Below are 23,746 nucleotides of genomic sequence, written 5' to 3'. Positions count from 1 at the left end.
CTCTGTCAAAAAGTGATAAGAGACGTGCAATAATTACGCGGCATTCACCGGCGGATAACAGCCGAACCGCTCTTCCAACAACGGATACGTTTTGGCATCCGGTAATTCAAAGTGCCACCACTCGCTGGTGATCCCCTTAAAGCCGCCCGCTGCCATGACGGCGTTGAGCAACAGACGGTTACGCTGAATTTGCGGCGGTAAATCGGGATAAAACGGGTGCGAAACTTCAGTCATTTCATCAAAGTCCGCGCCCATATTCACCACGTCACCCTGCTCATCCAGCAAGGTCAGATCCACCGCTACACCGCGGCTGTGGTGCGAACCGAGTTTGATATCCACGACATAATCCGGATTGGGAAACGCCGCCCACAAACAGGCCTGCGCCGCCTGTGGCCGGTAAGCGTCATAGATTTTCAACGTGAATCCGGCCAGCTTTGCTACGTCGTTACAACGCCTCAGCGCGGCGGCCGCATCGGGATGTAACAGGCAGCGGGATTCGCGATAAATCGGCTTACCAGTCAGGTTATCGGCAGTGGCGTATTTCAGGTCGATCACCGCATCGGGCAGAATTTCAGCCAGATCGACCAGGGCAACATCAGGTGTTTTCGTATTCATCAATAAATCTTTCCGCTGGGTTAGAAGTTCAGGATTCAAATTGTCCAAGCTGTTTTTGCAGGATCCGGTTGCTGGCCAGACGCTGTTCCACCTCATTGCCGCGCAGTTCGAGCACCGCGGAACACAGCAGATTGAACAGGCAGCTTAGCGGCGCCATCGAATCCCAGAACTGACCGGTGTCAGTTTTCACCTGCAACAAATCCACCGGATAATCGCGCGCCCACGGACAATAAATGTCGGTGATCAGTGCCACGTTCAGCCCGCGTTCGCAGGCCGCTTCGCAATAGGTTTGCGCCATCTTCGAATACGCGCGGGTGTCGGTGACCACCAGATACGGCTGTGCGAATTCTGAATTCAGGGATTCGACGTAGGTGCCCGAAAGTCCGTCAGCGAAATACACTTTTGGCCGTAAATACTCGAGATAGCTGGAAAAGTTATTCGCGATACCCCGCACCGACTGAATGCCGAGAATAAACACTGCCTCCGCATCGGCCAGACGGCGGCTGACCAGGGCAAAACTGTCCGTCTGCGCCAGCTGGTACACGTGATTAATGGCTTCCAGCTCAAGCGCCAGTGACTGTTGCAGCTTTTCCTGTTGCGGCTGTTTACTGCGTTCGCGATACGCGCCAAGACGATCGGTGACCACCCACGGCTGATAAGAGGTGCCGCTTTGCAGACGCAACGTTTGCTTGAAATGATCCAGATTGCGATAACCGAGGCTGCGCAGATAACGCCCGACAGAAATCCCGCTGGTCGCCGCGCTTCGCGCAATGCTGTCCGCAGTTTCAAAAGGGATCTGCGACAGATTGGCCAGCAAATAACTGGCAATGCGTTTACCCGTTGGTGTCTGCACGGCGAACGAAGCTTCGAGTTGCTCGATCACATCCTGCGCTGGCTGCATCGGTTAATCCTTTGTTGCTTTATTGTCAAAAAACTAGCTGCTGTTAGCAAAATAACAATGCACGGGGTGTGCCAGTTCCCAAAAATGAGTGAAATTTGTGCAGCAGATCTGAATTTATGACGTTTTTATGGCGGGTATCTGGCAAAAAACGTGCAGAAGTTCGGCCAGAATCAAACTTGTCGATAACGGCTGCACAACAATCAGGCAACTTGTGTTTGCTTTTAGTGCAGTCCGTCAGTGAAATAACGCGAAGAGGGGAATAACTGGCAGAGGTTTTCATCACTTTGTCTTAATACTCAACAAGTTGAATATTAAGACAGCAGTTGGGCAACTTTTTGCGTTAACCCTTTGACATGCTTCGGGGCAGTCGCTATTATTCGCCCCGTTCAAACGATTCCTCTGTAGTTCAGTCGGTAGAACGGCGGACTGTTAATCCGTATGTCACTGGTTCGAGTCCAGTCAGAGGAGCCAAATTAGAAAAGCCCGCTTAAGGAAACTTAAGCGGGCTTTTTGCTTTCTGATTGCATGCCCGAAACAGTTAGCGTAATACCCCGCCCTTACATAGCAAATCCGAAATGGCTGCCGTCCGGCAGATCGATTTCCAAACGTAGCTTGCCACCAGCCGCTTCTACATACCGCTTCAACGTCGATAATTTCAGGTCACGGCCCGGCTTTTCTATACCCGCAACCGTCGGCTGTTTAATGCCCAACGTTTCAGCCATCTCACATTGTGTTTTGTTCATTCTTTCACGCAGTTCGGCCAGCTCAATAGTAATCAAAATATCGGCGGCCATTGCCTGTGCCTGCGCGGCGACCTCAGGTTTTACCGATGCCAGTAACTGTTCAAGGGTTCTGCTCATTAAGGTAATTCCTTTTCTATTATCGTATTCAGGTGCCGGGAAAATTCATTATCGGCAACCGGTATCATGACATCATAAAATCGTTTTTCATTTCCGGCTTTGTGTCCAGCGCAAAGCAATATACCTCTGCGTAAAGGGTCAAAAGCAAAAAACGCCCGGATGGGTTCGCCTTTACTCTGTATACGCAGTTCTTTCATATTGCGATGACAGGAGTTATTCACTGTATCCGCGTAAGGCCTGGATAATGCAGGGCCTTTGTCTTTTAAGACGATCGCCAAAGCCAGTACACTCGCCTGCTCAACATCATCGAGACCATCAAACCAGCCATCAAATCTTTCTGTCGTATTAATTATCCACACAGCGACTCCTTGTCGATTATAGGTTAAATGCTATATAGGTCAAATGCTATAATCGAAAAGTACTGCCCGGAGGGTATCGTCACAAGGCGGAAGGTATAAATACGGAAGACGTCTTCCAGAAATTCGAGCGATGAAGACAAAATTCGGACGGAGAAGATAATAAGAATGGGTGCCTGAGGCCAACATGCTTCGTCAACAACCAAAAAGGTGGGGCGAACCCCACCTTACGGTTAGCTCTTAATTTCGTAGCTTAAGACTGCCGCAATCTCTGTCATACCCTGTTTGATATGTAACTCGCAGAGCGAATCACGCACCATCCAGGTCCAGGCCAGCAATGTGAAACAAACCACGATGAGTCCGTGTAACACAAGCTTTCGCGACATCTTGCCCTCCGTTGCATTTCTGCTTTTAAGAGGCTATCCTGCAGTTGCTTAGACGTGCAGGGATAGCCCCGGGTTGATTGAAAAATCCCCTGGGGCTTTCGTCTTATTACGCCTTGAGCAACTATTATTTATTTCTGCTCAAGCCAAATAAGCCTCAAGCACCCGCACGCATTCTAGCAGCTCCCGCTGTACAAAATCCCATCAACCTGGCTGCACTTTGTCCTAATTTAAACCAGAATCCCCCCCTGCGCTTTCTGCAATATATCCTTATCATCAATCCGCATTAGACATCTAAACGGCTATCCCTTAGGATCGCACCACCCGGGATAACGACCTCACATAACGATGAAAATTAAACATTTACCTCTTGATCAAAATATTAATGGCTGGGCGGCACTGCGCGGGAACATACGCCGTCATCCTGCTTTACGTGGCGCAGTGACGGCTGACTGGCTGGTGATCGGCGCTGGTTTCGCCGGACTGGCGTTTGCACGTCGTATCGCAGAGCTTCGCCCGCATGAGCATGTCGTGGTGCTTGAGGCGCTGGACGTCGCCGATAACGCCTCGGCGCGCAATTCAGGCTTTGTGATTGATTTACCGCATACCGTCGGCAGCACATCGGCTGAGCTGGAACACGCCAATGCGTACCGGCGTCTGTTGCAGTACGGTCTGCATCATCTGAAAGAGACCGTCGATACGCATGATATTGCGTGCGACTGGCTGAATTCGGGGAAATACCATTGCGCCGTCAGCGAGCAGTTTGACGGTGAAATCACGCATTATCAGCAGGAACTCACTACGCTCGGCGAAAGCTTTGAGCTGCTGGACAGAGCCGCACTACGCCAGCGTCTGGGAACAGATTTCTACCGCAGCGCGGTGTACACGCCCAACTGTATTCTGGTGAATCCGGCTGCGCTGATCAGCGGTCTGGTGGCAACGCTGCCCCCGAACGTCACGGTTTATGCTAACTCGCCCGCGTTGCAGATTGACACACAGGGCAGTATCCGCGCAGAAACGCCGCATGGCGAAGTGCGCGCGGGTAAACTGATGCTGGCGATCAACGGTGCGGCACGCGGGTTACCCTTGTTCAAAGGCAACGTTTTTGCCATGTCGACCTTTGCCACATTGACCGAACCGCTCAGGCCGGAACAACGCGCACGTATTGGCGATATAGCGCCGTGGGGCTCGACACCGGTGAATGCGCTGGCGGGCGCAACGTTGCGTTATACCGCTGACCACCGTTTCCTGATCCGCGAACACGTTAACTTTACGCCGGGTCTGGTGACCAGTGCGGTCGAAACTGGCCGTCATGCACGCCGCCATCAGGAATTATTTGCCCGCATTTATCCGCAGTTGCAGGACGTCAATATGGCCTACACCTGGTCGGGGCTGATCAGTATTACGCGTAACGGCGCGCCGGTTTGGGGGAATATTGGACCGAACGTGTATTCGTCGGCGGGCTGCAATGGCTCGGGTAGTTCCAAGCAAAGCGCGTTCGGGCGATTGCTGGCAGAGTATGCGCTGGGAGAAGATAATCCGCTGCTGGCCGATATGCAGGGCATCGGGCGCGCCAGTTATCTGCCGCCGCGCCCGTTCCTGGATGCCGGAGTGAAAGGCTTTATGGCGCGTGAACGCTGGCGCTCACGCACTGAAATGTAAACCCAGAACCTGCCGGTCGCCATACGCTGACGACCGGCTTTGTTAATGACGCTTATCCACGCGCGCCACAACGCGATCTCCCAGCCACTGAATGCCACACACCATCACAATCAGAACGACGATCACTTCAATCATCACTACCGTTTCAAACCGCTGATAGCCGTAACGGATTGCCAGGTCGCCCAGTCCGCCAGCGCCGATAGCACCCGCCATAGCCGAAGCACCAATCAGCGCCACCAGCGTGACGACAAATCCGGACAATATCCCCGGCAACGCTTCAGGGATCAGCACATCCCAGACAATACGCAATTTGCTGGCTCCCATCGCGCGAACCGCGTCAATCAGACCGCGATCGACATCCCGCAACGAAACTTCAGCCACACGGGCGAAATACGGCGTTGCCGTGATCGACAACGGCACAATCGCCGCCCAGGTACCGAGAGACGTACCGACCAGAAAACGGGTAACCGGGATCAGTGCTACCAGCAAAATGATAAATGGCAGCGAACGGAATCCGTTAATGACCAGCCCGAGCGAGCGGTTAACCCAGCGATTTTCGGCAATTCCGCCGGGACTGCTCATCACCAGAATCAGACCCAGCGGCAAACCGGCGAACAGCGAAAACAGCCCGGAAATTGCGGTCATCAATAACGTTTCTTCGATGGCGTTAATCAGCAAATCAATCATTACCGGAGACATAACCTGTCAGCTCCACAGTGGCCTGGTGCTGTTGCAGCCAGTCTAAAACAACCTGCTCAGACGCCGAATCGTTCGCCGGCACTGAGAAGAAGAAACGCACGACGGCGTAATGCTGGATATGATCGACACCGCCCTGAATCAGCCGGAATTTGCCTGGTAAAGCGGTCGCCATCTGCGTGAGGATTTCGCCCTGCCTGCCCTGTTCGGCATACTGAACGCTGTATATCGCCTCGCCCTGACGTACCGGTGACAAGCGTTCGGCCAGCGCTTCCGGCAGTTGTGGCAGTAAACCCTGCAACAACGTTCGGGTCAGCGGGGATTGCGGATGCGCAAACACCTGCCACACCGGCCCTTCCTCGATAATTTCGCCGACATTAATCACTGCCACGCGATGCGCGATTTTTTTGATCACTTCCATCTCATGTGTGATCAGCAAAATGGTGATACCGAGTTTCTGATTAAGCGATTGCAGCAGTGCCAGAATCGAACGCGTCGTTTCAGGATCCAGCGCCGACGTCGCTTCATCGCAGAGCAAAAGCGCCGGATTGGCCGCCAGCGCACGGGCTATACCGACGCGCTGTTTCTGCCCGCCGGATAAAGCCGCCGGATAGTTTTTAGCTTTGTCCTCCAGCCCCACCAGCGCCAGCAATTCGGCGACGCGCGCCTGACGCCGTGCCTTATCGTATCCGGCAATTTTCAGCGGCAGCGCGACGTTTTGCTCAACGGTTTTGGCTGAGAGCAAATTAAAGTGCTGAAATACCATTCCGACGCGACTGCGCACAGCCTGCAAGGCTTTTTCGCTGAGGCCGGTAATCGGACGCCCTTCGATTTCAATCACGCCTTCATCAGGCTGCTCGAGGCCGTTAAGGCAGCGGATCAGCGTCGATTTACCCGCTCCGCTTCGTCCGATAATGCCGAGGATTTCGCCCCGCCGGACCGTCAGCGAAACCTCTTTCAGCGCCTGCGTCGTACCAAACTTGCGGCTGACGCGGTGCAGACGGACGACATTCTCCGTGCCTGTGTGCGCCACGTCCCTGCCGGTATCTGTGAACAGCCCGGCGTTCACCGGGCGGGCATCGTGGTTATCTGAAGGCGTCGCGGTGAATTGCACGCCAGTTTCAGAGAGGATCGTCATGCTTTACATCCTTACCAGGCCGTCACGCCAGTGCCTTTATAAACCTTATCAAACTCCTGTTTGACGGCATCATTCTGGTAAGCACTGACCAGCGTTTTCACCCATGGCGCGTTAACATTTTCTGTCTTCACCGCGATGAAGTTATTGTAAGGGTTGCCTTTTACCGGCTCCTGCGCGATACGGTCCGCAGGCGTCAGGCCACTTTTCAGCGCCCAGTCGGTGTTGACAATTGCCGCGTCTAAATCAGGTACGGAACGGCCAATAATGCCGGAATCCAGCTCTTTGATGACCACATGGCGCGGGTTCTCAGTGATGTCCGCGGTTGTCGCAAAAATACCGGCACCGGGTTTGAGCTTAATGACGCCAGATTGCTGGAGCAGGATCAGGCCGCGCGCTTCGTTCGACGGATCGTTCGGCACACCAATCACCGAGCCTTCTTTCAGTTCGTCGGCTGATTTTACTTTTTTGGAATACAAACCGATTGGCCACACGGCGGTGTCGCCCACGCGCACGATATTGTAGTGATTTACCTTGATCTGATTGTCGAGGAAAGGCTGATGCTGGAAGGCGTTGGCATCCACTTCCCCGTTTTGCAGCGCTTCGTTCGGCTGATTGTAATCATTGAATATAACTGGTTTGACGGTCAGCCCTTTCGCTGCCGCCTGTTTAACCACTTCGCGCCAGACATCTTCATCTTCCCCGCTGATAATGCCGACTTTAATGGTCGTTTTGTCGGCGGCATGTGCTGCGCTCAGCGGCGCCAGAACGCTGGCGGAAAAAATGGCGGCTGAAGTCGCGGCCAGCAAAAATGCACGGTTAATACGGGTCTTCGAGTTGTTAAATGTCTTGCGCATAGAGTATCCCCAAAAGTGTGATGAGAGGCCTGCACACGGCTGTGTTTCAGTGCAGGAATTTGGCGAGTATACCCATCGGCTTATTTCTTTATAATATTGTTTTAGCGATAGTTATTCTGAAAATGAATAACTAAAATGGGATAGTAAATCGATAAAAAAGCTTTAGACGCAAGGACTGAATATTGGCAATAAAAAACCCGCCGAGGCGGGTTTTCATGTTCAGCAGAAAGGTATCACAAGCGCGTTTTAAGATTGCGGCTCTTCTACCGGTTTAACTTCCAGAGACACCATCCCGATGCCCAGTTTACGTGGCTGGAAGCCGCCGCTGGTGCCTTCGGTGGGCTCGGTCGGTGCCGGTGGCGTGATGACTATACTCTGCGCCGCTTCAGGATTAGTAAACTGCACTTTCACGATGCCGTCCTGATCGCCGAAGGTGACAAACTGTTCCTGATCGCCCACGCGGACGGAGACCGGTTTATCAATGTTATTGCCGTAAGCACGTGCGCGGATCACCACGTCAAATGTGGTTGGCAGCGGTTTGACGTAATCGATTTTCACCGAAGGTGCCAGATTAGCATCCGACCAGCGTCCCCAGTTTTCTACTGTCGAAACACCGGTAATCGCTTTCACCTGCTCAGGTAAGCCCGGCACCATAAAGGCAATGGCCGGAGACTGGTATCGCGTCGCTTCGTCATCAATATTCAGGGTTTTCAGCGTTTGCTGATAAATGGCATTGCTGCCCGACGTGTCTTTTGCGAAATCGACCTTCCCTTTAAAGGTAGCACCGGTGACCTGCACGATAGACGGCTTCGCTCCGAGGTTACCGGACGCCACGCACAGACCGGTGTTCAGCGACAACTCCGGTGCCCAGACGCGCCCCATTTCGTAGCATTTATCCACCCAGACAAAGTTGTCACTGGTCGCCAGCCCCGCCAGTTGTTTTTTCAGCGGCGTGGAAAGATAAACGTCAAACATGGGTTCAATTTTGTCGCCGGTGACCTTCAGGATAAACGGCGTTTTGATGGTCATACCGGAGAATGTGAAGGTATTGTCTTTAGTGTTCACTGCGTAATTTTTAATGCTGTTCGGGAAGCCCCACTGTTTGATAACCGCCGGTTTCCAGGCATTCACTTTGTCATCAATGTTGAGGAACTGCGCGGTCATCGAGGTGGCCGAAATACCGCTGCGCCCGAGGCCGATAAAGTTATCACCGCCCATAATATCGAGCACGGTAGCGCCGTTATCCAGCGTGCTGCGTTTCGCCGCATTCTGATCGCCAGCTGCCGGATGACGTCCGTCCATCACGAAGAACAGGTCTTTACGGTTCTGTTTAGTGAGAATGTTATACGCGGTATTGTTCATCGCCAGATGATCGGATGACACGACAATGATGGTGTTATCGTAATAACCGGATTTTTTAATTTTATCGATAAAGGCCGCAATCAGTTCCTGACTACAGGAAACCGCGCTCAATGACTGATTAGCCTTACCGTTCACTTTATATTCATTGCGGGTACAACCGCGCGAAATAAAGCCGTCCGGATGGTGAGTATCGACGGTCAGCGTAAACAGCGAGAAAGGCTTGCCTTCCTTGCTCAGCGTCACGAATTTTTTGTAAACCTCTTCCAGCAACGTATCGTCATACCAGCCCCAGTCATTTTTATAAGACGGGTCTGCGACGGTCGGACGCAGTTCGTTGTAACCATAAAGATGATCGAAGCCGTGAGATTTCAGGAAGGTGCCTTTACCGGCAAACGCCAGTTCTGCGCCCTGATAGAAATAGTTAGTGTATCCCGCGCCTTTCAGCACATCACCAATACAGACGTTTTCCGGATAGAAGGTCGCCAGCGCGCTGGAGGCATTGCCATCGAAAGGCGCAAAAAGTGGGATACCACATTGTGAAGCGACCATGCCGGCGATGGTATAACCGGTACCCGGCACCTGTTTAGTATTCGTAAAATCAATACTTTGCGCTTTATGCTGGCTTAATTCAGTCGTCAGCCCGGGGAACACTTTGTCGTCAAAATAGGTCCGTTCGAGGCTTTCGCCATAGATGTAAACCAGATTTGGTTTTTTCGCGCCTTTAACGATTTTTTCCGGCACTTTGTAATAAGTATCGAAATCGGCGCCATGACCGGAGATCTGCGTTTTCACCAGGCGGGAAATATTCTGGAATGCCTGAGTTGAACCGACTGAGAACACGGCAAGCACTACGGCCAGCACGCTGTACATGACGCTGCTGTTTTTGGCACGGCGCTGTTTGAGTCCCCATGCCAGTAATGCGAAAACAGCAATCAGTCCGGTCAGTAAGCCGATGAATGGCAGGATATATTTATTTAGGCCTGCGCCCTTCAGGCTGCTGGTGACGGTATATAACACCGCATCCGTAATACCTTCACCCGTGAAGTAATTACTGCCAATCAGAATGACATTCAGGATGACGTAGAGGCCGAGGAAAAACAGCACCAGCGAAAACCAGACGCGGCTGGCCGACGCCCGTGTGACGTAGAGGAAAATTGAGGAAAGAAATAAAATAAATGAAATTATCTCAGAAGCCATTTCAGCACCCTGTCTGATTAAAACAATAAACTCTGCGACCCTTCTCTGCCGTTTTACGGGCAGCGCCGACGGTTCAACTCATCGAGCGAATGACTGATTTGTCATTCACTTCATCCTTGAGACAGGAAAATGTCATGCCAAAAACGGATAGCGCTATATAGCCTGTTGCCCCTGAGAGGGTCAACGCCTTAACACTGCGTCAGGTCACTGATTTGTCCTAAAAAACTGACTTTTTACAAACTATTGACGACGGCTGCGGATGATAACTCAGAAATTTAACGGCGCCGTCACTTTTCGGTAAGAATTGCATGATAGCCGATTAGTATGAGCGAAATGTGGAGGGGGATTGAAAATGCGAAAAATAGTTGGCGGGAAAGCCCGCGATACACGGTATTGCGGGCTTTGATAATGAAAAATCAGATTCCTCCCAGATAGGCTTTACGCACTTCCTGATTATGCAAAAGTTCATCCCCCGTACCGCTGAGGCGGATCTGCCCGTTAACCATGACGTATCCGCGGTCAGAAAGCTTCAGTGCGTGATGCGCATTTTGTTCAACCAGAAAGATAGTCATCCCGCTTTGCGCCAGTTCGCGCAGGGTCTGGAAGATCTGTTTTACGATGATGGGCGCCAGCCCCAGACTGGGCTCGTCGAGCAACAGCAATTTGGGACGGCTCATCAGCGCACGGGCAATCGCCAGCATTTGCTGTTCACCGCCGGACATGGTCATCGCCCGTTGCTTTCGCCGCTCTTTGAGACGCGGAAAGAGGTTAAACATGGTTTGCAGATCTTCCGCGGCATATTTATTACCGATGGGAATGGTGCCCATCAGCAGATTTTCCTCGACTGTCATGTCCGGAAAAACCCGCCGCCCTTCCGGCGACTGCGCAATACCCGCAGAGGCCACAAAGTGCGTCGATTTACGGCTGATATCTTCGCCACGAAATAAAATCTGTCCGCTCTGCACGCGCGGCTGACCAAATATTGACATCAGCAAGGTGGATTTTCCGGCTCCGTTCGCGCCAATCAGCGCCACGGTTTCTCCCTGATTCACCTGCAGCGAAACCTGCTGCAACGCCTGAATCGCCCCGTAATACACATTCACATCGCGAAACTCCAGCATCGCGTCACTCATAAACTGACCTCGTCGTCTTCATCAGCACCGAGATAGGCGGCAATGACTTTCTCATCATTTTGAATAGCCTGAGGCAAGCCCTCGGCAATTACATCGCCGTGGTCGAGCACGATAATATGGTCGGAAATTTCCATCACCATGCCCATATCGTGTTCAATCAGCAGGACGGTAATGTCGTGGTGATCGCGCAGAAAACGGATGATTTTACTCAGCGTTCGCGTCTCTACCGGATTAAGACCGGCAGCCGGTTCATCGAGGCAAATCATCTCCGGCGCGGTACACATCGCCCGCGCAATTTCCAGACGCCGTTGCTGACCGTAAGACATCTCGCCCGCCAGCCGGTTGGCGCAATCCACCAGTTCGACGACTTCCAGCCAGTAAAATGCCCGGTCCAGCGCCTGATTTTCCGCACGGCGATAGGCGGGAGTATTGAGCACACCCGCGATCAGATTGCGGTTGGTTTGCATGTGTTGCGCGACCAGCAAGTTTTCAATCACCGACATTTCACGAAACAACCGGATATTCTGGAAAGTACGCGCCAGCCCGGCGCGGTTCACCAGATGTGTTCCGCCAAACATTTTGTAGAAAATCCGTTTCCCCAGCTGTGCCGGTTTTATCCAGTCATCCGGCTGGAATTTCTGGCCGAGCACCTGAATGACGTTGGTCGTGCGACGGCGGGTATTAAGCAGAATATTGCCGCCAGACGCTTTATAGAAACCAGTCAGACAATTAAATACCGTCGTTTTCCCTGCGCCGTTCGGGCCGATCAGCGCGGTAATCGAGCCGCGTTTTACCGCCAGATTGACATCGTTGAGCGCCTTAATGCCGCCAAAATGCATACGTAAATGCTCGACGCTCAAAATATTGTTATCCGCTAACGCTTCGCTCATGGCGTGACTCCTTTACGCACGGCAAACCCGCTGCGGCTGATGCGGATTAACCCGCGCGGTCTCCAGATCATCATCACCACCATTAACACCCCGAACAACAGCACGCGATATTCGGCAAAACTGCGCAGCAGTTCCGGCGCGACGGTCAGTACAAATGCCGCAAGCACCACGCCGATGGTCGAGCCCATCCCGCCCAGCACCACAATGGCGAGGATCAGTGCAGATTCGAAGAAGGTGAAAGACGTCGGGTTGACGAATCCCTGATAGGTGGCGAAAAACACGCCCGCGATACCGGCAGTAGAAGCGCCAAGTGTAAACGCCGAAAGTTTAACCAGTACGTGATTAAGACCCATTGCGCGGCAGGCGATTTCATCTTCGCGCAATGCTTCCCACGCGCGGCCAATCGGCATGCGGGTCAGGCGGTGTTTGATAAACAGCACCAGCAACACCACCAGAACCAGCACCGCGTAGATGAAAATAAATTTCATATTCGGGTTGTAAGTCAGATGGAAAAACTCGTGGAACGGCACGCCGCCCTCTTTCGCCCGTCGGCCAAACTCCAGACCGAAAAACGTCGGAGGTGGCGCGGAAACACCATTCGGGCCGCCGGTGAACGACAACCAGTTAGTCAGCACCAGGCGGATGATTTCGCCGAAGCCGAGCGTCACAATCGCCAGATAATCGCCATGCATACGCAGCACCGGAAAGCCCAGCAACGCGCCCGCCAGCGCGGCCATCACGGCGGCCAGCGGCAGCATCGACCAGAATCCGAGGCCGAGATACTGGTACCCCAGCGCCAGCCCGTAGGCGCCGATGGCGTAAAAGGCGACGTATCCCAGATCCAAAAGCCCGGCCAGACCGACCACGATATTCAGCCCGAGGCCAAGCAGCACGTAAATCAGCCCCAGAATAGCGACGGTCAGAATGTATTTCGTGGCGACAAACGGAAAGAAAATCGCCAGCACAATCAGCAGAGGCAATATCCAGCGCAGATTGCTTTTGTGACCCGGCGGACGAACGTATACACCCGCGCTGTCGGATTCGAAGCGCGCACGCATTTTCTGTCCGGCTGCGGTTTCCAGAAAAGCGCTAAGCAAAAAACGTCCGAGCATGACAGCGGCGATAATCCAGATCAGCCGCTGGGAATGAAAGTTAAAGCTATAGCCGTCCAGCACCACGCCGACAACAGGTCCGAAAATAATCAACGCCACCAGTCCGGCGAAAATGGCATCCAGCAGGCAGCGTTTAAGCGAAAACCCGCGGTTCACAGCAGTTTGTGTCGTCATTTTATTTCCCTCACACTTTCGTCACGACCGGACGGCCCAGCAGGCCCTGAGGGCGGAAAATGAGGATCACCACCAGCAATCCAAAAGAGAACACGTCTTTGTAATCGGAATTCACCATGCCCGAGAACTGCGCTTCAGCGATACCCAGTATCAGGCCGCCGAGCATCGCGCCCGGTAACGAGCCGATCCCGCCGAGTACCGCTGCGGTAAAGGCTTTGATGCCGATGATAAATCCGGCATAGAAATCAAAAGTGCCGTAGTTCATGGTGACCAGTACGCCTGCCAGCCCCGCCATCGCCGCGCCGATCATAAAGACCAGCGAGATAATGCGGTCGGTGTTGATGCCGAGAATTGAGGCCATTTTTCTGTCCTGCTGTACCGCACGACACATTCGACCGAGTTTGGTGTTGCTGATAATCCACGACAAAACCAACATGCCGACAAGAGACGCCACCAGAATGAACAGTTTGGTGTAGGTCATCTGGACAAAGCTGTCTCCGATATGAAACCGCAGCGCGCCATCAAACATCGTAGGGATACCCTGCTGTCGCGGTCCCTGACTGATTTGTGCGTAGTTCTGCAAAATCAGCGACATGCCGATAGCAGAAATCAGCGGCGCAAGGCGCGTGGAATTTCGCAATGGTTTATAGGCAATGCGCTCAATCGCCCAGCCGTAAACGCCGGTTACCACGATGGTGAACACCAGTGTGCCGAGGATCAGCAGCGGAAAAGAGTGCAGACCGAAGAAGGAAAGCAGCGCCAGCGCGATAGCGCAGAGGTAAGCCGAAATCATATACACTTCGCCGTGAGCAAAGTTGATCATGCCGATGATGCCGTAAACCATGGTGTAGCCGATGGCGATGAGACCGTAGACAGCACCGAGCGTAATGCCATTAAACAGTTGTTGCAGGAAGAATGAATCCATAAATACGCAGTCTCTTTTTGTGACCGCGCCTGGCTAAGGGCGCGGTCTGACACAGATTAGAACTGGCAAATCAAAATGAGTTATTCCTTAACTTCCTGATATTTGCCTTTGTCATCCCATTTATAAACCACGTAATCGGAGACTTTCAGGTCGCCTTTGCTGTCCCAGGCTTTTTTGCCCATGACGGTATCGACACTGTTGGCTTTAAGCCAGGCGCTGGCTTTGGCGGAATCGCTGCCGCCGGTGGCTTTGAAGGCGGCGGCAATGGCCTGTACAGAGGCGTAGGAATAGAGGGTGTAACCTTCCGGCTCGAATTTGTTAGCGCGGAATTTATCGATGACGGCTTTGCCGTCCGGGATGAGACGCGGGTCTTTGCCGAAGGTCATCAGAATGCCATTGGTGTATTGCGGACCGCCGGCAGCGGTGACCATTTCTTCGTTGACGATACAGTCACCGGAGAAGAACGTCGCCTGAACGCCCTGCTCACGCATCTGGCGAACTAGCGGACCGGCTTCCGGATGGCAGCCGCCAAAGAACACCACATCTGGTTTCTGCGCACTGATTTTGGTAACCAGCGCATTAAAGTCTTTTTCGCCGCGCGACAGACCTTCATACATCACTTCTTTCACGCCGCGTTTGTTAAGCGCTGCTTTGGTGGCATCCGCCAGCCCCTGTCCGTAGGTATCTTTGTCGTGAATGATGACCACTTTTTTGGCTTTCAGCTTGTCGATGATGTAATCGCTGGCTACCAGACCCTGCTGGTCATCGCGCCCACACATACGGAACATATCGCTCATGCCGCGTTCAGTGATCTGCGGGTTAGTTGAGCCCGGCGTGATGGCGATAATCCCGGCGTCGTTATACACCTCAGACGCAGGCATGGTAGAGGATGAACAGAAATGTCCGACCACTGCCTGCACTTTATCCTGATCTACCAGCCGGTTAGCCACCGCGACCGCTTGTTTTGGCTCGCAGGCATCATCGCCCTGAACCAGTTTGATTTTCTCGCCGTTGATCCCGCCTGCGGCATTAATGTCTTCGGCGGCCTGAGTCGCGCCATGCCAGTACTGATCACCATAAGTGGCATTCGGACCGGTGAACGGACCGGCAACCCCAATCACAATATCCGCACGCGCGGAGAAGGCCGTGACCAGACAACCTGCCAGTAAAAGAGAGAGAGGACTTTTCATAAATTTCATCGACATCATCATGATCCTTAGGACTGAGTTTATGCAAACGGGTTATGGGCAACGCATGCAGCAAAAACACCAACGCAAAGTCGTAATCTGAAAATCTGAAATTTAAAGCACAAGCCAATGGAGGGAAGATCCCGTTTGTCCACCGCTGGCGGACAACATCAAAGGTAAGAAACTTAAGCAAAATATCTGCCAGTGTTACCCGAGGTCTGTGAATGTTACGGTTATGTGAGTATAGATAGCGCCTGTCAGGCGTTGCGGGGAACTCGCAGAAACAACGACGGGATCACATCGCACCGCACTGGTGCTGAAAAGAACAGGAAAATAACGATACCGGAACGCCCTGCACCAAAATGTAACGTTAAGTTCCCCAGGGATAATCCGTGGTTATATTTTTTCTTTGCTTCTTTCGGCAGGTTGTTTTGTAATGCGGGCAGATGATTGCAACGGGAAGCTACTGAACAATGAAGAAATTATCCTGCCTGACGGCAATTGTGCTGGCCATGGGATTATCGGGCTGTGCCAGTGATTATGTGATCAACACCAAAGCCGGCGATCAGCTTTTCGCCCACGGCGAACCTGAGCGTGACCGCGATACCGGCATGACCAGCTACACCGACATGAACGGCGATTATCACCTGATGAACACCAATGATATTGCGGGCATCGTGAAGAAGTAGGCGTGACGGACAGCAATTGCATTTATCTGAAAGCCCGACCGATGAATTACACGGCGGGCTGAATAAAACAGTCATGCTATGGGTACCTTAACGGCCCGTAATAACACGACTGTTTTGAGGATAAAATTACTCAGTAATAAAACGCGAAACAGACGAAGCCAGATTTTGTGCCTGATCCCGCAGCGCATTAGCAGCAGCAGAAGACTCTTCCACCAGGGCCGCGTTTTGCTGAGTCACGCTGTCCATTTCCACTATGGCTTGCCCTAACTGAGATATTCCCCTGTTCTGTTCATCCGATGCCTGAGTAATTTCATTAAGTATTTCGGTAACGTTAGCCACTTTAGTCACAATGTCATGCATGGTGGTTCCCGCCTGTTCTACCAGCTCTGACCCTGCATTAATTCGCTCTACCGATTCACCAATTAAACCTTCTATCTCTTTTGCAGCCTGAGCGCTGCGCTGCGCCAGACTTCTCACTTCACTTGCCACCACAGCAAATCCCCGCCCCTGTTCTCCTGCACGCGCCGCTTCAACGGCCGCATTGAGAGCCAGAATATTGGTCTGAAAAGCGATGCTGTTAATTACCGTTGTAATGTCAGCAATTTTTGCTGAGCTCGCCGTGATTTCATTCATCGTTTTCACCACATGAGAGACCAGTTGCCCGCCTTTGTTCGCCGTTTCCGAAGTACTGCCTGCCAGTTGGCTGGTGTGATGAATATTGTCCACGTTCTGTTTAACCGTTGCCGTTAACTGCTCCATGCTGGCCGCTGTTTCTTCAAGCGCAGCAGCCTGTTCCTCAGTACGTGCGGATAAATCATTATTTCCTGCCGCAATTTCTGCGGAGGCATGGCTCACCTGCGTCACGCCGGCACGAATATCACCGATGATACGGCGAAGATCGGTGTTCATCTCATCGACGGCCTGCATCAGTTCGCCCAGTTCATCACGACGCGTGGTATTGAGATGAGCTCTTAAATCACCGCGTGCTATCTGTCGCGCAACCTCAAGCGTGTCAGCCAGAGGCTTCACAATCTGGCGGGAAATGATCAGCGCAACGCCAATACTTAATAAGACGGCGGCACCCAAAAGTGAAGTCATCCATATCACTGCCTTTCTGATATCGTCATGAGCCGCGCTCAGTTCCGATTCAAAGATATTGTCACTCAGGGTCGTCAGTTTGCCGCCTGCTTTTGCAAGCAGCTGAGTCGCTTCCTGCTCAGCAAAATAGGAACGCAGGTAATCACTGGCACTCTCCTTTTTAGCCGAGACCGAGTGCTCAACTTCTTCAAGCGCGCTGACATCCGCCGGATTTAGCTGGGATTTGACGGCATTCATTTGCTGAATCGATTCAATCATAAAGCCTGTTAAAGCGTTAAGTGACTCATCAGTATTCTCAAACTGGAGAAGTTTCACACGCGTCGCCACACCGTCGATGTGACGGACGATATCAGCTAATGCTGTCGCAGTGACAGCGCGTGTCGGATCCTGTGCATAGGACTGCGCCAAGCTTTTGATTGTAGATTCTTCACGGGTCAGCACAAAACGACTCACAACAAGATCACGTTGCTGTGTCTCACGGACAGTTTGAGCACGTTTATCACGATACGCCTTCATGACTTCTGACATTTCATTAAGCATCTTCAGGTGCTCTGTGTCCCATTGAAGCGATCTGAGACTTTCAATTTTCTTATCAACCTGCTGCAAGTTCATCTCATTCATCGCGATGTATTTTTCATCATGCGTTTTCACGTATTCCAGTCTTTCCGCTTTTGCCATAGCAAACTGGTCAGTTATTACTTTTAGCTGGCTTATTTTGTCTGCCCGGATGGAAATATCATTCAGATTTTTAATACCGCATAAAGCAACCGCAATACTTAGCAATAAGATAAGTCCGAAACCAAATGCTAATTTTTTCCCGACTTTTAGATTTTCAAAATATTTCATAAACATTTTTATGGCTCTCCATTATTTTTATAAAAACAGTTGTATGTGAAGCACATGGAGTATCGGCAGGCTATAAAAATTAATTAATGAAAAACTCATTTTCTTAAGTTACATAAGTCGGTAATTTAACAGCAATAAAACCTTATTCTTTGTATGAAAACTTATTTGCTTAAACCTTGCGTATTAATGGTGAAGTGATTCACTTTAAGAAAGTATTATTTTAATGTGCTGCTGTTATTAAATAATGAAGATGTGGTCTGCGCATATAGCGCGCAACATCAGGTTCAGCAGCGTGGACATAAAGAAAAACCGGGCGAAGGCCCGGTTTCTTATGCTTTGAACACCGTTCTCAAACCCAAAATCATTTGAGTCGCAGCAAGGTGCTTTGAAGGATGAGGGGGATTACAGCCCGTTTTCAGCAATATCCATGGCGAAATAGGTCAGGATAATATCTGCACCCGCACGTTTGATCGCGCCCAGGCTTTCACGCACCACGGCGCGCTCATCAATGGCACCGGCTTGTGCCGCGAACTTGATCATCGCGTATTCGCCGCTGACCTGATACGCCGCCAGTGGCAGACGGGAGGCTTCACGGATATCGCGGATCACATCCAGATACGCGCCAGCCGGTTTCACCATCAGTGCATCGGCGCCTTCGTGCTCATCCATCAGTGATTCGCGCACGGCTTCGCGGCGGTTCATCGGGTTCATCTGATATTGCTTGCGGTTGCCTTTCAGTACGCTGCCGCCCGCTTCACGGAATGGCCCGTACATTGAAGACGCAAACTTGGTGGAATACGCCATGATCGAGGTGTCGATGAAACCGGCTTCGTCCAGCGCGCTGCGAATGGCCTGTACCTGACCGTCCTGTGCAGCGGATGGCGCAATGAAATCTGCACCTGCGGCAGCGGCAACTACGGCCTGTTTGCCGAGGTTAATCAGCGTCGCGTCGTTGTCCACACCGTGGTCATGCAGCACGCCGCAATGGCCGTGCGAGGTGTATTCACAGAAACAGGTGTCGGACATGACGATCATTTCAGGCACGGTGTCTTTACAGATACGTGCCATACGCGCGACCAGACCGTTTTCGTTCCAGGTGTCGCTGCCAGTGGCATCCATATGATGCGAAATACCAAAAGTCATGACCGAGCGGATACCGGCGCGGGCATAACGTTCGATTTCAAACGCCAGGCGGGATTCGGGAATGCGCAGCACGCCGGGCATAGCTTCGATCGGTACGTATTCAGAGGTCTCTTCTTCTACGAAAATCGGCAGTACCAGATCGTTGACGCTAAATTCAGTTTCCTGAAAAAGAGTGCGCAGGGATTCGGACTGTCTCAGGCGGCGAAGGCGTGAGCTCGGGAACTGATTCGACATGAAAACTCCTAAAAATTAGTCTGTTGCACTGAAATTTTTTAAGAAACAGGAGTGCAGACAGTTCAGACGGCAGGAGGCATGGCAGCGCCGTCAGACGATGGAGGCAGCATTTTATAATAACTTTTAAACAAATGATGAACTTTCCGTGAGGAGATGTAACAGAGGCCGCATTTTTGGAAAGACGATCCCGGAACAGGGATCGCCTGAAGGAAGGATTTAACCGAGCTTGATCTCGCGATCTGCTGAGGCAATCGTAGACGGACGGTGGGCGATGAATATCCGCGTTATATCCAGTTCGCTGATCGCCTGATTGATGCGCATTTCGTTGTCCAGATCCAGATGGCTTGTGGCCTCATCGAGGAACAGAATTGCCGGACGGCGGTACAGCGCACGCGCAATCAGCAACCGCTGTTTCTGCCCGCCGGACAAACTGCCGCCCAGTTCGCTGATCAGCGTTTCGTAACCCATCGGCATACGTTCGATGTCGTCGTGAATATTACAACGGCGGGCGCAGTCGATAATCCGCGCTTCGTCTTTCTGTTCATCAAAGCTGGCGATGTTCTCGCCGATGGAACCGGCGAACAACGTATCATCCTGTAACACACAGGCGATGCAGCTGCGGTAATTGTTCAGCCCGGCGGTGGTGATATCCATGCCGTTGATCAGAATGCGGCCTTCAGTTGGCGTCAGCAAACCGGTCATGATTTTCATCAGCGTGGTTTTGCCCTGCCCTGAAGGTCCGGTGATTGCCACGCTTTCCCCTGCCGCCACCGAGAGATTCAGGCCGTTAATCAGCGGTGCTGAAAGGCTGTCGTACTGAAAAACCAGCCCCCGGACATCCAGCGACGCCGCTTCGCCCGCCCGCAGCAATTCACGCTCCGGCAGCGATTTTTCGGTGTCCGTCAGCGCGATATCCGCGATACGGTCGCGGTGCAGGGAAAGCATCCGCAGTTGCAACACCATATTCAGCAGATTGGCCGCACGTTCGGAAAACTGCCCGCGATAGGTATTGAACGCCACGAACATCCCGAGCGTCATATGGCCGTCGATGACCTGCGTCGCGCCGAGCCACAGCAGCGCCACCTGATCGAGTGTGGCAATCAGTGTGTTACCGCCGGTAAACATCATTTCAAACTTGGTTTTACGCACTGTGGCATTGGCGTTATCAATGTTCAGATTCAGCCAGAAATTGGCGCGTGCTTTCGACAAACCCAGCGCTTTCAGCGTGCTGATGCCGTACAGCGTTTCCATAAAGTGCGAACCGGCACGGGCACCTTTGACGATTTGTTCCTCCGAAACCTGACGATAGGCGTTGTATGTGGTCAGACGGAACACCACGTAAATCGCTGTAAAACCAAGGATGACCCAGATCAGCCAACCGCCGTACAGCACCATCATCACGATCAATCCGACCGACATAATGCCGTCGATAATACTGTTGACGACGTTGGTGGTCAGCGTGGTACGCAGTGTATCAAGCGAGGTAAACCGCGACTGGATGTCACCGAGTTTGCGTTTCTCAAAGTAATCGAGCGGCAGTTTCATCAGATGATCAAACAGACGCGCTTTCCACTGCACGTCAATCAGCGTACTCATCACCAGCGACGTCCAGGCGCGCAGCATACTGACGCCGGTACGGAAAATAATGAAGAACAGCAAACCGAGGCAAATCAGGGTCAGTAAATCGGGGTCTTTCGCCGGGATCACGTGGTCCATCACCAGTTGCATCCCCACCGGCAGCAGCAGATTCACCGATTCGATCATCAGCGACAGGCAGAAGATTTTGGTCAGCGCCGGGATCAGCCCGCTGACATTGCCCATCATTTTGCGCAGATTGAGCCGCACACGCGGCTTTTCAGAGGTAAAACCATTATCCGGCCACAGCTCGAGCGCCACGCCGGTGAAATGCTCTGAGACTTCGCGCATACCCAGCGAGCGACGCCCGAAAGCCGGATCGTGAATAATCACTTTGCCCTGCTTAACGCCGACCAGTACCACGAAATGGTTGAGATCCCAGTGCAAAATGCACGGCGTTTTCAGCGCGTTCAGCTCATCAATATCCAGCTTGAGGGCGCGGGATTTCATCTCATTCGCTGCGGCGATATCCATCAGCGTGCGCAGCGTCGCACCGCGCGAGGAAATGCCGTAATGCTGGCGCAGACTTTGTAAATCGACGTGTTTACCGTGATAGCCAAAGACCATCGCCAGACTGGCCAGCCCGCATTCGGCAGCTTCGGTTTGAATAATCTGCGGCACCCGGTGGCGCCAGCTAAAGTGCAGGCGGTCAGCCAGCTCCCGTACGTTATCGAGATTCATTAATTGGCCCCACCACGCTTTTCTTCATGCTGTAATACGGAGACAACATCCACTGATACAGCGGCCTTTTCTCCAGGAATAATGTTGATTCAGCTTTCATACCGCTGGATAAATTCAGCGTCTCGCCGTGCCAGTCCATCGTTTTTTTATCCAGTGAAACAATCACTTTGTAATACGGCCCGCTGACCGTGCCGTTGGCCGTTCGCGGCGCGCTGGCGTAGGAATTCAGCTCCTGTTCAGAAACGGGTGCAGAGGAAATCGATTCCACCTTGCCGGGGAACTGGCCATATTTTTCAAACGGATAGGCTTCGTAGCGAATATTAATGTGCTCACCGGCTTTCACGTAAGGCACGCTTTCGTTAGGCAGCCAGGCAACAAGGAAGAACGGGGAATTACTGGCAGGCACCAGTTGCGCCAGACTGTCTCCGGCGTTGACCATCTGTCCGGGCGTGACGCTCAGCGAGGAAATTTTTCCGGAGGTCGGTGCGGTGATCAGCAAGGAACCTTTGGCATCCGCCTGTGCCAGCTGACGCTCGAGGTCGTTACGCTGGTAGCCGTATTGCGAAATCTGATTATCAAACTCGGCGGCGCGGGTCACCAGTTCGCTGCGCAGATTGGTGATTTGCAGCGCTTCCTGAATCGCCTGAGTGTTCAGACTCTGAAACGACGTCTGCTGCTGATAAAACAGGTAACGCTGATTGTTCAGCTGGTCGGTATTGATGAGACCTTTCTTCTGATAAGCGCCGTAGTTCTGCATACTTTTCTTCATGGCATCCAGCCCTTCCTGAGCGGAAGCCACCATGCTTTGCGAAACCTGATGCGCTTTCTCATATTGCTCTAACTGCTGTTGCAGGTTTTGCAGCGTCTCCTGCTTATTGTGCTTAAGCTGAGCAACGATCGAATCAATTTGCTCTCGTTGTTTTTTGATGGCGGCAAGCGTGGTAGTGCTGACGTTACCCGCCTGCGTCACACGGCTGACGTCAATTTCATACAGCGGCTGGCCTTTTTTGACCGGTTTGCCGGTATCCACGTACAGTTTGGTGATCACGCCCTGTTCCGGGCTGAACAAATTAATACTGTGTGGCTGGGTGATAATTTCACCGCTGACATTAATACGCCGGGTGTAATTGGTGAAGATTAGGAATATCAGTAAAGAAATAATAAAAACAGCGGTCAGTGACGTCACAATCCATATGGGCCAGCCGGCGAGTAATAACGCCTTACCCGTCCAGTGGTTTTGCTGATGTTCATTGACCTCTTTACGAAAGAGCATATTTTTTGTTCCGGAAAAACTGGCTGTAAAAACAGAATCTTTGAAAGATAGCAGCCATAAAACCTCCTGCCACCGCGATTACTCTGAAACATCGCAGGCAGGTATTTCCGCATAGCGACTGTTACTCCGTCATATTAATTTACCTTTTGACGCAGATCTGACGCATAAATAACCCCCCGCCTGAGTAAGCGATTATTTTTTATACGTGAAATTAATAAATCAGATTTTATTAACTCTTAATTTAATTTAAAAACAATGAGTTATGCATAATATTTCACATAGGAGATTATTCCTAGTCAAATTCCGCCGCCAGTGCTCTAGGCTTAATCCCTGTGAAGACATTGCGTAGAAATTATCTCCATAGCATTACTCAATGTTTTCATCGCCCCCGGTTTTTTAGGGGACTTGCTTTAACAGATTAAAAGGAAGGCCTAAGATGAAACAATTAACAGAACATGATATTGAAATGGTTAATGGTGCAGGTTGGTCGGAAGATGTGAATAAAGTTGCCGATCGCCTATCAAACTTTGGTCAGGACGCGGTAAGTGACACCAGTAATGCGGTGAACAAAGCGTATTCACAAATTTCCGATGGTCTTGCTAAAGCACAGAACTATCTGACAACCTAGTTTATAAATAGCTTTCGCTTTAAAGAAAGTGGTTTTATAAGCAACTCAGTCAGAGTAATACAAGCCCCTGCTCA

General features: G+C 51.9%; 21 protein-coding genes and 1 tRNA gene. 4 read left to right on the top strand and 18 right to left on the bottom strand.

Annotation, left to right across the window (positions count from 1 at the left end):
* Window positions 1-33 precede the first annotated feature (33 nt).
* Entirely contained in the window at window positions 34-615 is a 582-nt protein-coding gene (ddpX, locus tag ACJY2G_RS09865; RefSeq protein WP_430319786.1) for a D-alanyl-D-alanine dipeptidase, read from the bottom strand.
* 28 nt (window positions 616-643) lie between these two features.
* Window positions 644-1,516: a MurR/RpiR family transcriptional regulator gene (locus ACJY2G_RS09860; RefSeq protein ID WP_120161837.1), complete on the bottom strand. Its 873-nt coding sequence runs from the start codon at window positions 1,514-1,516 to the stop codon at window positions 644-646.
* 395 nt (window positions 1,517-1,911) lie between these two features.
* On the opposite strand from ACJY2G_RS09860, the gene ACJY2G_RS09855 reads away from it, so the two are divergent.
* Window positions 1,912-1,987: transfer RNA gene (locus ACJY2G_RS09855), tRNA-Asn, on the top strand.
* An 86-nt stretch (window positions 1,988-2,073) separates the two neighbouring features.
* On the opposite strand, the gene ACJY2G_RS09850 is transcribed toward ACJY2G_RS09855, so the two are convergent.
* The 3 genes from ACJY2G_RS09850 to ACJY2G_RS09840 all read right to left on the bottom strand — a co-directional run bounded on the left by ACJY2G_RS09850 (window position 2,074) and on the right by ACJY2G_RS09840 (window position 3,118).
* Window positions 2,074-2,376 (bottom strand): helix-turn-helix domain-containing protein, encoded by a 303-nt coding sequence (locus tag ACJY2G_RS09850; protein ID WP_120161836.1) that lies wholly within the window; start codon window positions 2,374-2,376, stop codon window positions 2,074-2,076.
* The gene (locus ACJY2G_RS09845) at window positions 2,376-2,735 is read right to left on the bottom strand and encodes a type II toxin-antitoxin system RelE/ParE family toxin (RefSeq protein ID WP_112290660.1); all 360 of its coding nucleotides are present in this window, start codon (window positions 2,733-2,735) and stop codon (window positions 2,376-2,378) included. The genes ACJY2G_RS09850 and ACJY2G_RS09845 overlap by 1 nt, the downstream gene beginning before the upstream one ends.
* 230 nt (window positions 2,736-2,965) lie before the next feature.
* On the bottom strand, window positions 2,966-3,118 hold the full coding sequence (locus tag ACJY2G_RS09840; RefSeq protein WP_112290661.1) for a Hok/Gef family protein: 153 nt from the start codon (window positions 3,116-3,118) through the stop codon (window positions 2,966-2,968).
* A 345-nt stretch (window positions 3,119-3,463) separates the two neighbouring features.
* On the opposite strand from ACJY2G_RS09840, the gene ACJY2G_RS09835 reads away from it, so the two are divergent.
* Window positions 3,464-4,777 (top strand): NAD(P)/FAD-dependent oxidoreductase, encoded by a 1,314-nt coding sequence (locus tag ACJY2G_RS09835; protein WP_430319787.1) that lies wholly within the window; start codon window positions 3,464-3,466, stop codon window positions 4,775-4,777.
* A 42-nt stretch (window positions 4,778-4,819) separates the two neighbouring features.
* On the opposite strand, the gene ACJY2G_RS09830 is transcribed toward ACJY2G_RS09835, so the two are convergent.
* The 9 genes from ACJY2G_RS09830 to ACJY2G_RS09790 all read right to left on the bottom strand — a co-directional run bounded on the left by ACJY2G_RS09830 (window position 4,820) and on the right by ACJY2G_RS09790 (window position 15,463).
* A complete protein-coding gene (locus tag ACJY2G_RS09830) occupies window positions 4,820-5,476 on the bottom strand; it encodes a methionine ABC transporter permease (RefSeq protein WP_430319788.1) in 657 nt (218 codons plus the stop codon).
* Window positions 5,457-6,611, bottom strand: coding sequence for a methionine ABC transporter ATP-binding protein (locus ACJY2G_RS09825; protein WP_430319789.1), 1,155 nt, complete (start codon window positions 6,609-6,611; stop codon window positions 5,457-5,459). Before ACJY2G_RS09825 ends, ACJY2G_RS09830 begins: the two co-directional genes overlap by 20 nt.
* 11 nt (window positions 6,612-6,622) lie before the next feature.
* Window positions 6,623-7,465, bottom strand: a complete 843-nt coding sequence (locus tag ACJY2G_RS09820; RefSeq protein WP_120161831.1) for a MetQ/NlpA family ABC transporter substrate-binding protein — start codon at window positions 7,463-7,465, stop codon at window positions 6,623-6,625.
* A 246-nt stretch (window positions 7,466-7,711) separates the two neighbouring features.
* The gene (gene opgB, locus ACJY2G_RS09815; RefSeq protein WP_439291682.1) at window positions 7,712-10,024 is read right to left on the bottom strand and encodes a phosphatidylglycerol--membrane-oligosaccharide glycerophosphotransferase; all 2,313 of its coding nucleotides are present in this window, start codon (window positions 10,022-10,024) and stop codon (window positions 7,712-7,714) included.
* A gap of 416 nt (window positions 10,025-10,440) precedes the next feature.
* Entirely contained in the window at window positions 10,441-11,157 is a 717-nt protein-coding gene (locus ACJY2G_RS09810; protein ID WP_439291681.1) for an ABC transporter ATP-binding protein, read from the bottom strand.
* On the bottom strand, window positions 11,154-12,047 hold the full coding sequence (locus ACJY2G_RS09805; protein WP_120161828.1) for an ABC transporter ATP-binding protein: 894 nt from the start codon (window positions 12,045-12,047) through the stop codon (window positions 11,154-11,156). The genes ACJY2G_RS09810 and ACJY2G_RS09805 overlap by 4 nt, the downstream gene beginning before the upstream one ends.
* Window positions 12,044-13,333, bottom strand: a complete 1,290-nt coding sequence (gene livM / locus ACJY2G_RS09800) for a high-affinity branched-chain amino acid ABC transporter permease LivM (protein WP_430319792.1) — start codon at window positions 13,331-13,333, stop codon at window positions 12,044-12,046. Before livM ends, ACJY2G_RS09805 begins: the two co-directional genes overlap by 4 nt.
* A gap of 10 nt (window positions 13,334-13,343) precedes the next feature.
* Window positions 13,344-14,258, bottom strand: coding sequence for an ABC transporter permease subunit (locus ACJY2G_RS09795; RefSeq protein WP_120161826.1), 915 nt, complete (start codon window positions 14,256-14,258; stop codon window positions 13,344-13,346).
* 80 nt (window positions 14,259-14,338) lie between these two features.
* Window positions 14,339-15,463 carry a branched-chain amino acid ABC transporter substrate-binding protein gene (locus ACJY2G_RS09790; RefSeq protein WP_120161825.1) on the bottom strand — a complete coding sequence of 375 codons (1,125 nt, stop codon included), beginning with the start codon at window positions 15,461-15,463 and terminating at the stop codon, window positions 14,339-14,341.
* 455 nt (window positions 15,464-15,918) lie between these two features.
* On the opposite strand from ACJY2G_RS09790, the gene ACJY2G_RS09785 reads away from it, so the two are divergent.
* Window positions 15,919-16,134: a YgdI/YgdR family lipoprotein gene (locus ACJY2G_RS09785; RefSeq protein ID WP_112290675.1), complete on the top strand. Its 216-nt coding sequence runs from the start codon at window positions 15,919-15,921 to the stop codon at window positions 16,132-16,134.
* Window positions 16,135-16,260: 126 nt separating this feature from the next.
* On the opposite strand, the gene ACJY2G_RS09780 is transcribed toward ACJY2G_RS09785, so the two are convergent.
* From ACJY2G_RS09780 to ACJY2G_RS09765, 4 genes are all read right to left on the bottom strand, one after another.
* Window positions 16,261-18,078, bottom strand: a complete 1,818-nt coding sequence (locus ACJY2G_RS09780; protein WP_439291680.1) for a methyl-accepting chemotaxis protein — start codon at window positions 18,076-18,078, stop codon at window positions 16,261-16,263.
* 402 nt (window positions 18,079-18,480) lie between these two features.
* The gene (gene hemB / locus ACJY2G_RS09775) at window positions 18,481-19,455 is read right to left on the bottom strand and encodes a porphobilinogen synthase (protein ID WP_112290678.1); all 975 of its coding nucleotides are present in this window, start codon (window positions 19,453-19,455) and stop codon (window positions 18,481-18,483) included.
* 216 nt (window positions 19,456-19,671) lie between these two features.
* A complete protein-coding gene (locus ACJY2G_RS09770) occupies window positions 19,672-21,771 on the bottom strand; it encodes a peptidase domain-containing ABC transporter (RefSeq protein ID WP_430319793.1) in 2,100 nt (699 codons plus the stop codon).
* On the bottom strand, window positions 21,758-23,044 hold the full coding sequence (locus ACJY2G_RS09765) for an HlyD family secretion protein (protein ID WP_430319794.1): 1,287 nt from the start codon (window positions 23,042-23,044) through the stop codon (window positions 21,758-21,760). Before ACJY2G_RS09765 ends, ACJY2G_RS09770 begins: the two co-directional genes overlap by 14 nt.
* A gap of 436 nt (window positions 23,045-23,480) precedes the next feature.
* Between ACJY2G_RS09765 and ACJY2G_RS09760 the strand changes: the two genes are divergently transcribed.
* On the top strand, window positions 23,481-23,672 hold the full coding sequence (locus tag ACJY2G_RS09760; protein WP_013576041.1) for a hypothetical protein: 192 nt from the start codon (window positions 23,481-23,483) through the stop codon (window positions 23,670-23,672).
* Window positions 23,673-23,746 lie beyond the last annotated feature (74 nt).

It is taken from the genome of Rahnella sp. ATs2 (assembly GCF_051851855.1).
GTDB lineage: Bacteria > Pseudomonadota > Gammaproteobacteria > Enterobacterales > Enterobacteriaceae > Rahnella > Rahnella variigena.
This window is presented reverse-complemented; position numbering and strand designations above follow the sequence as displayed.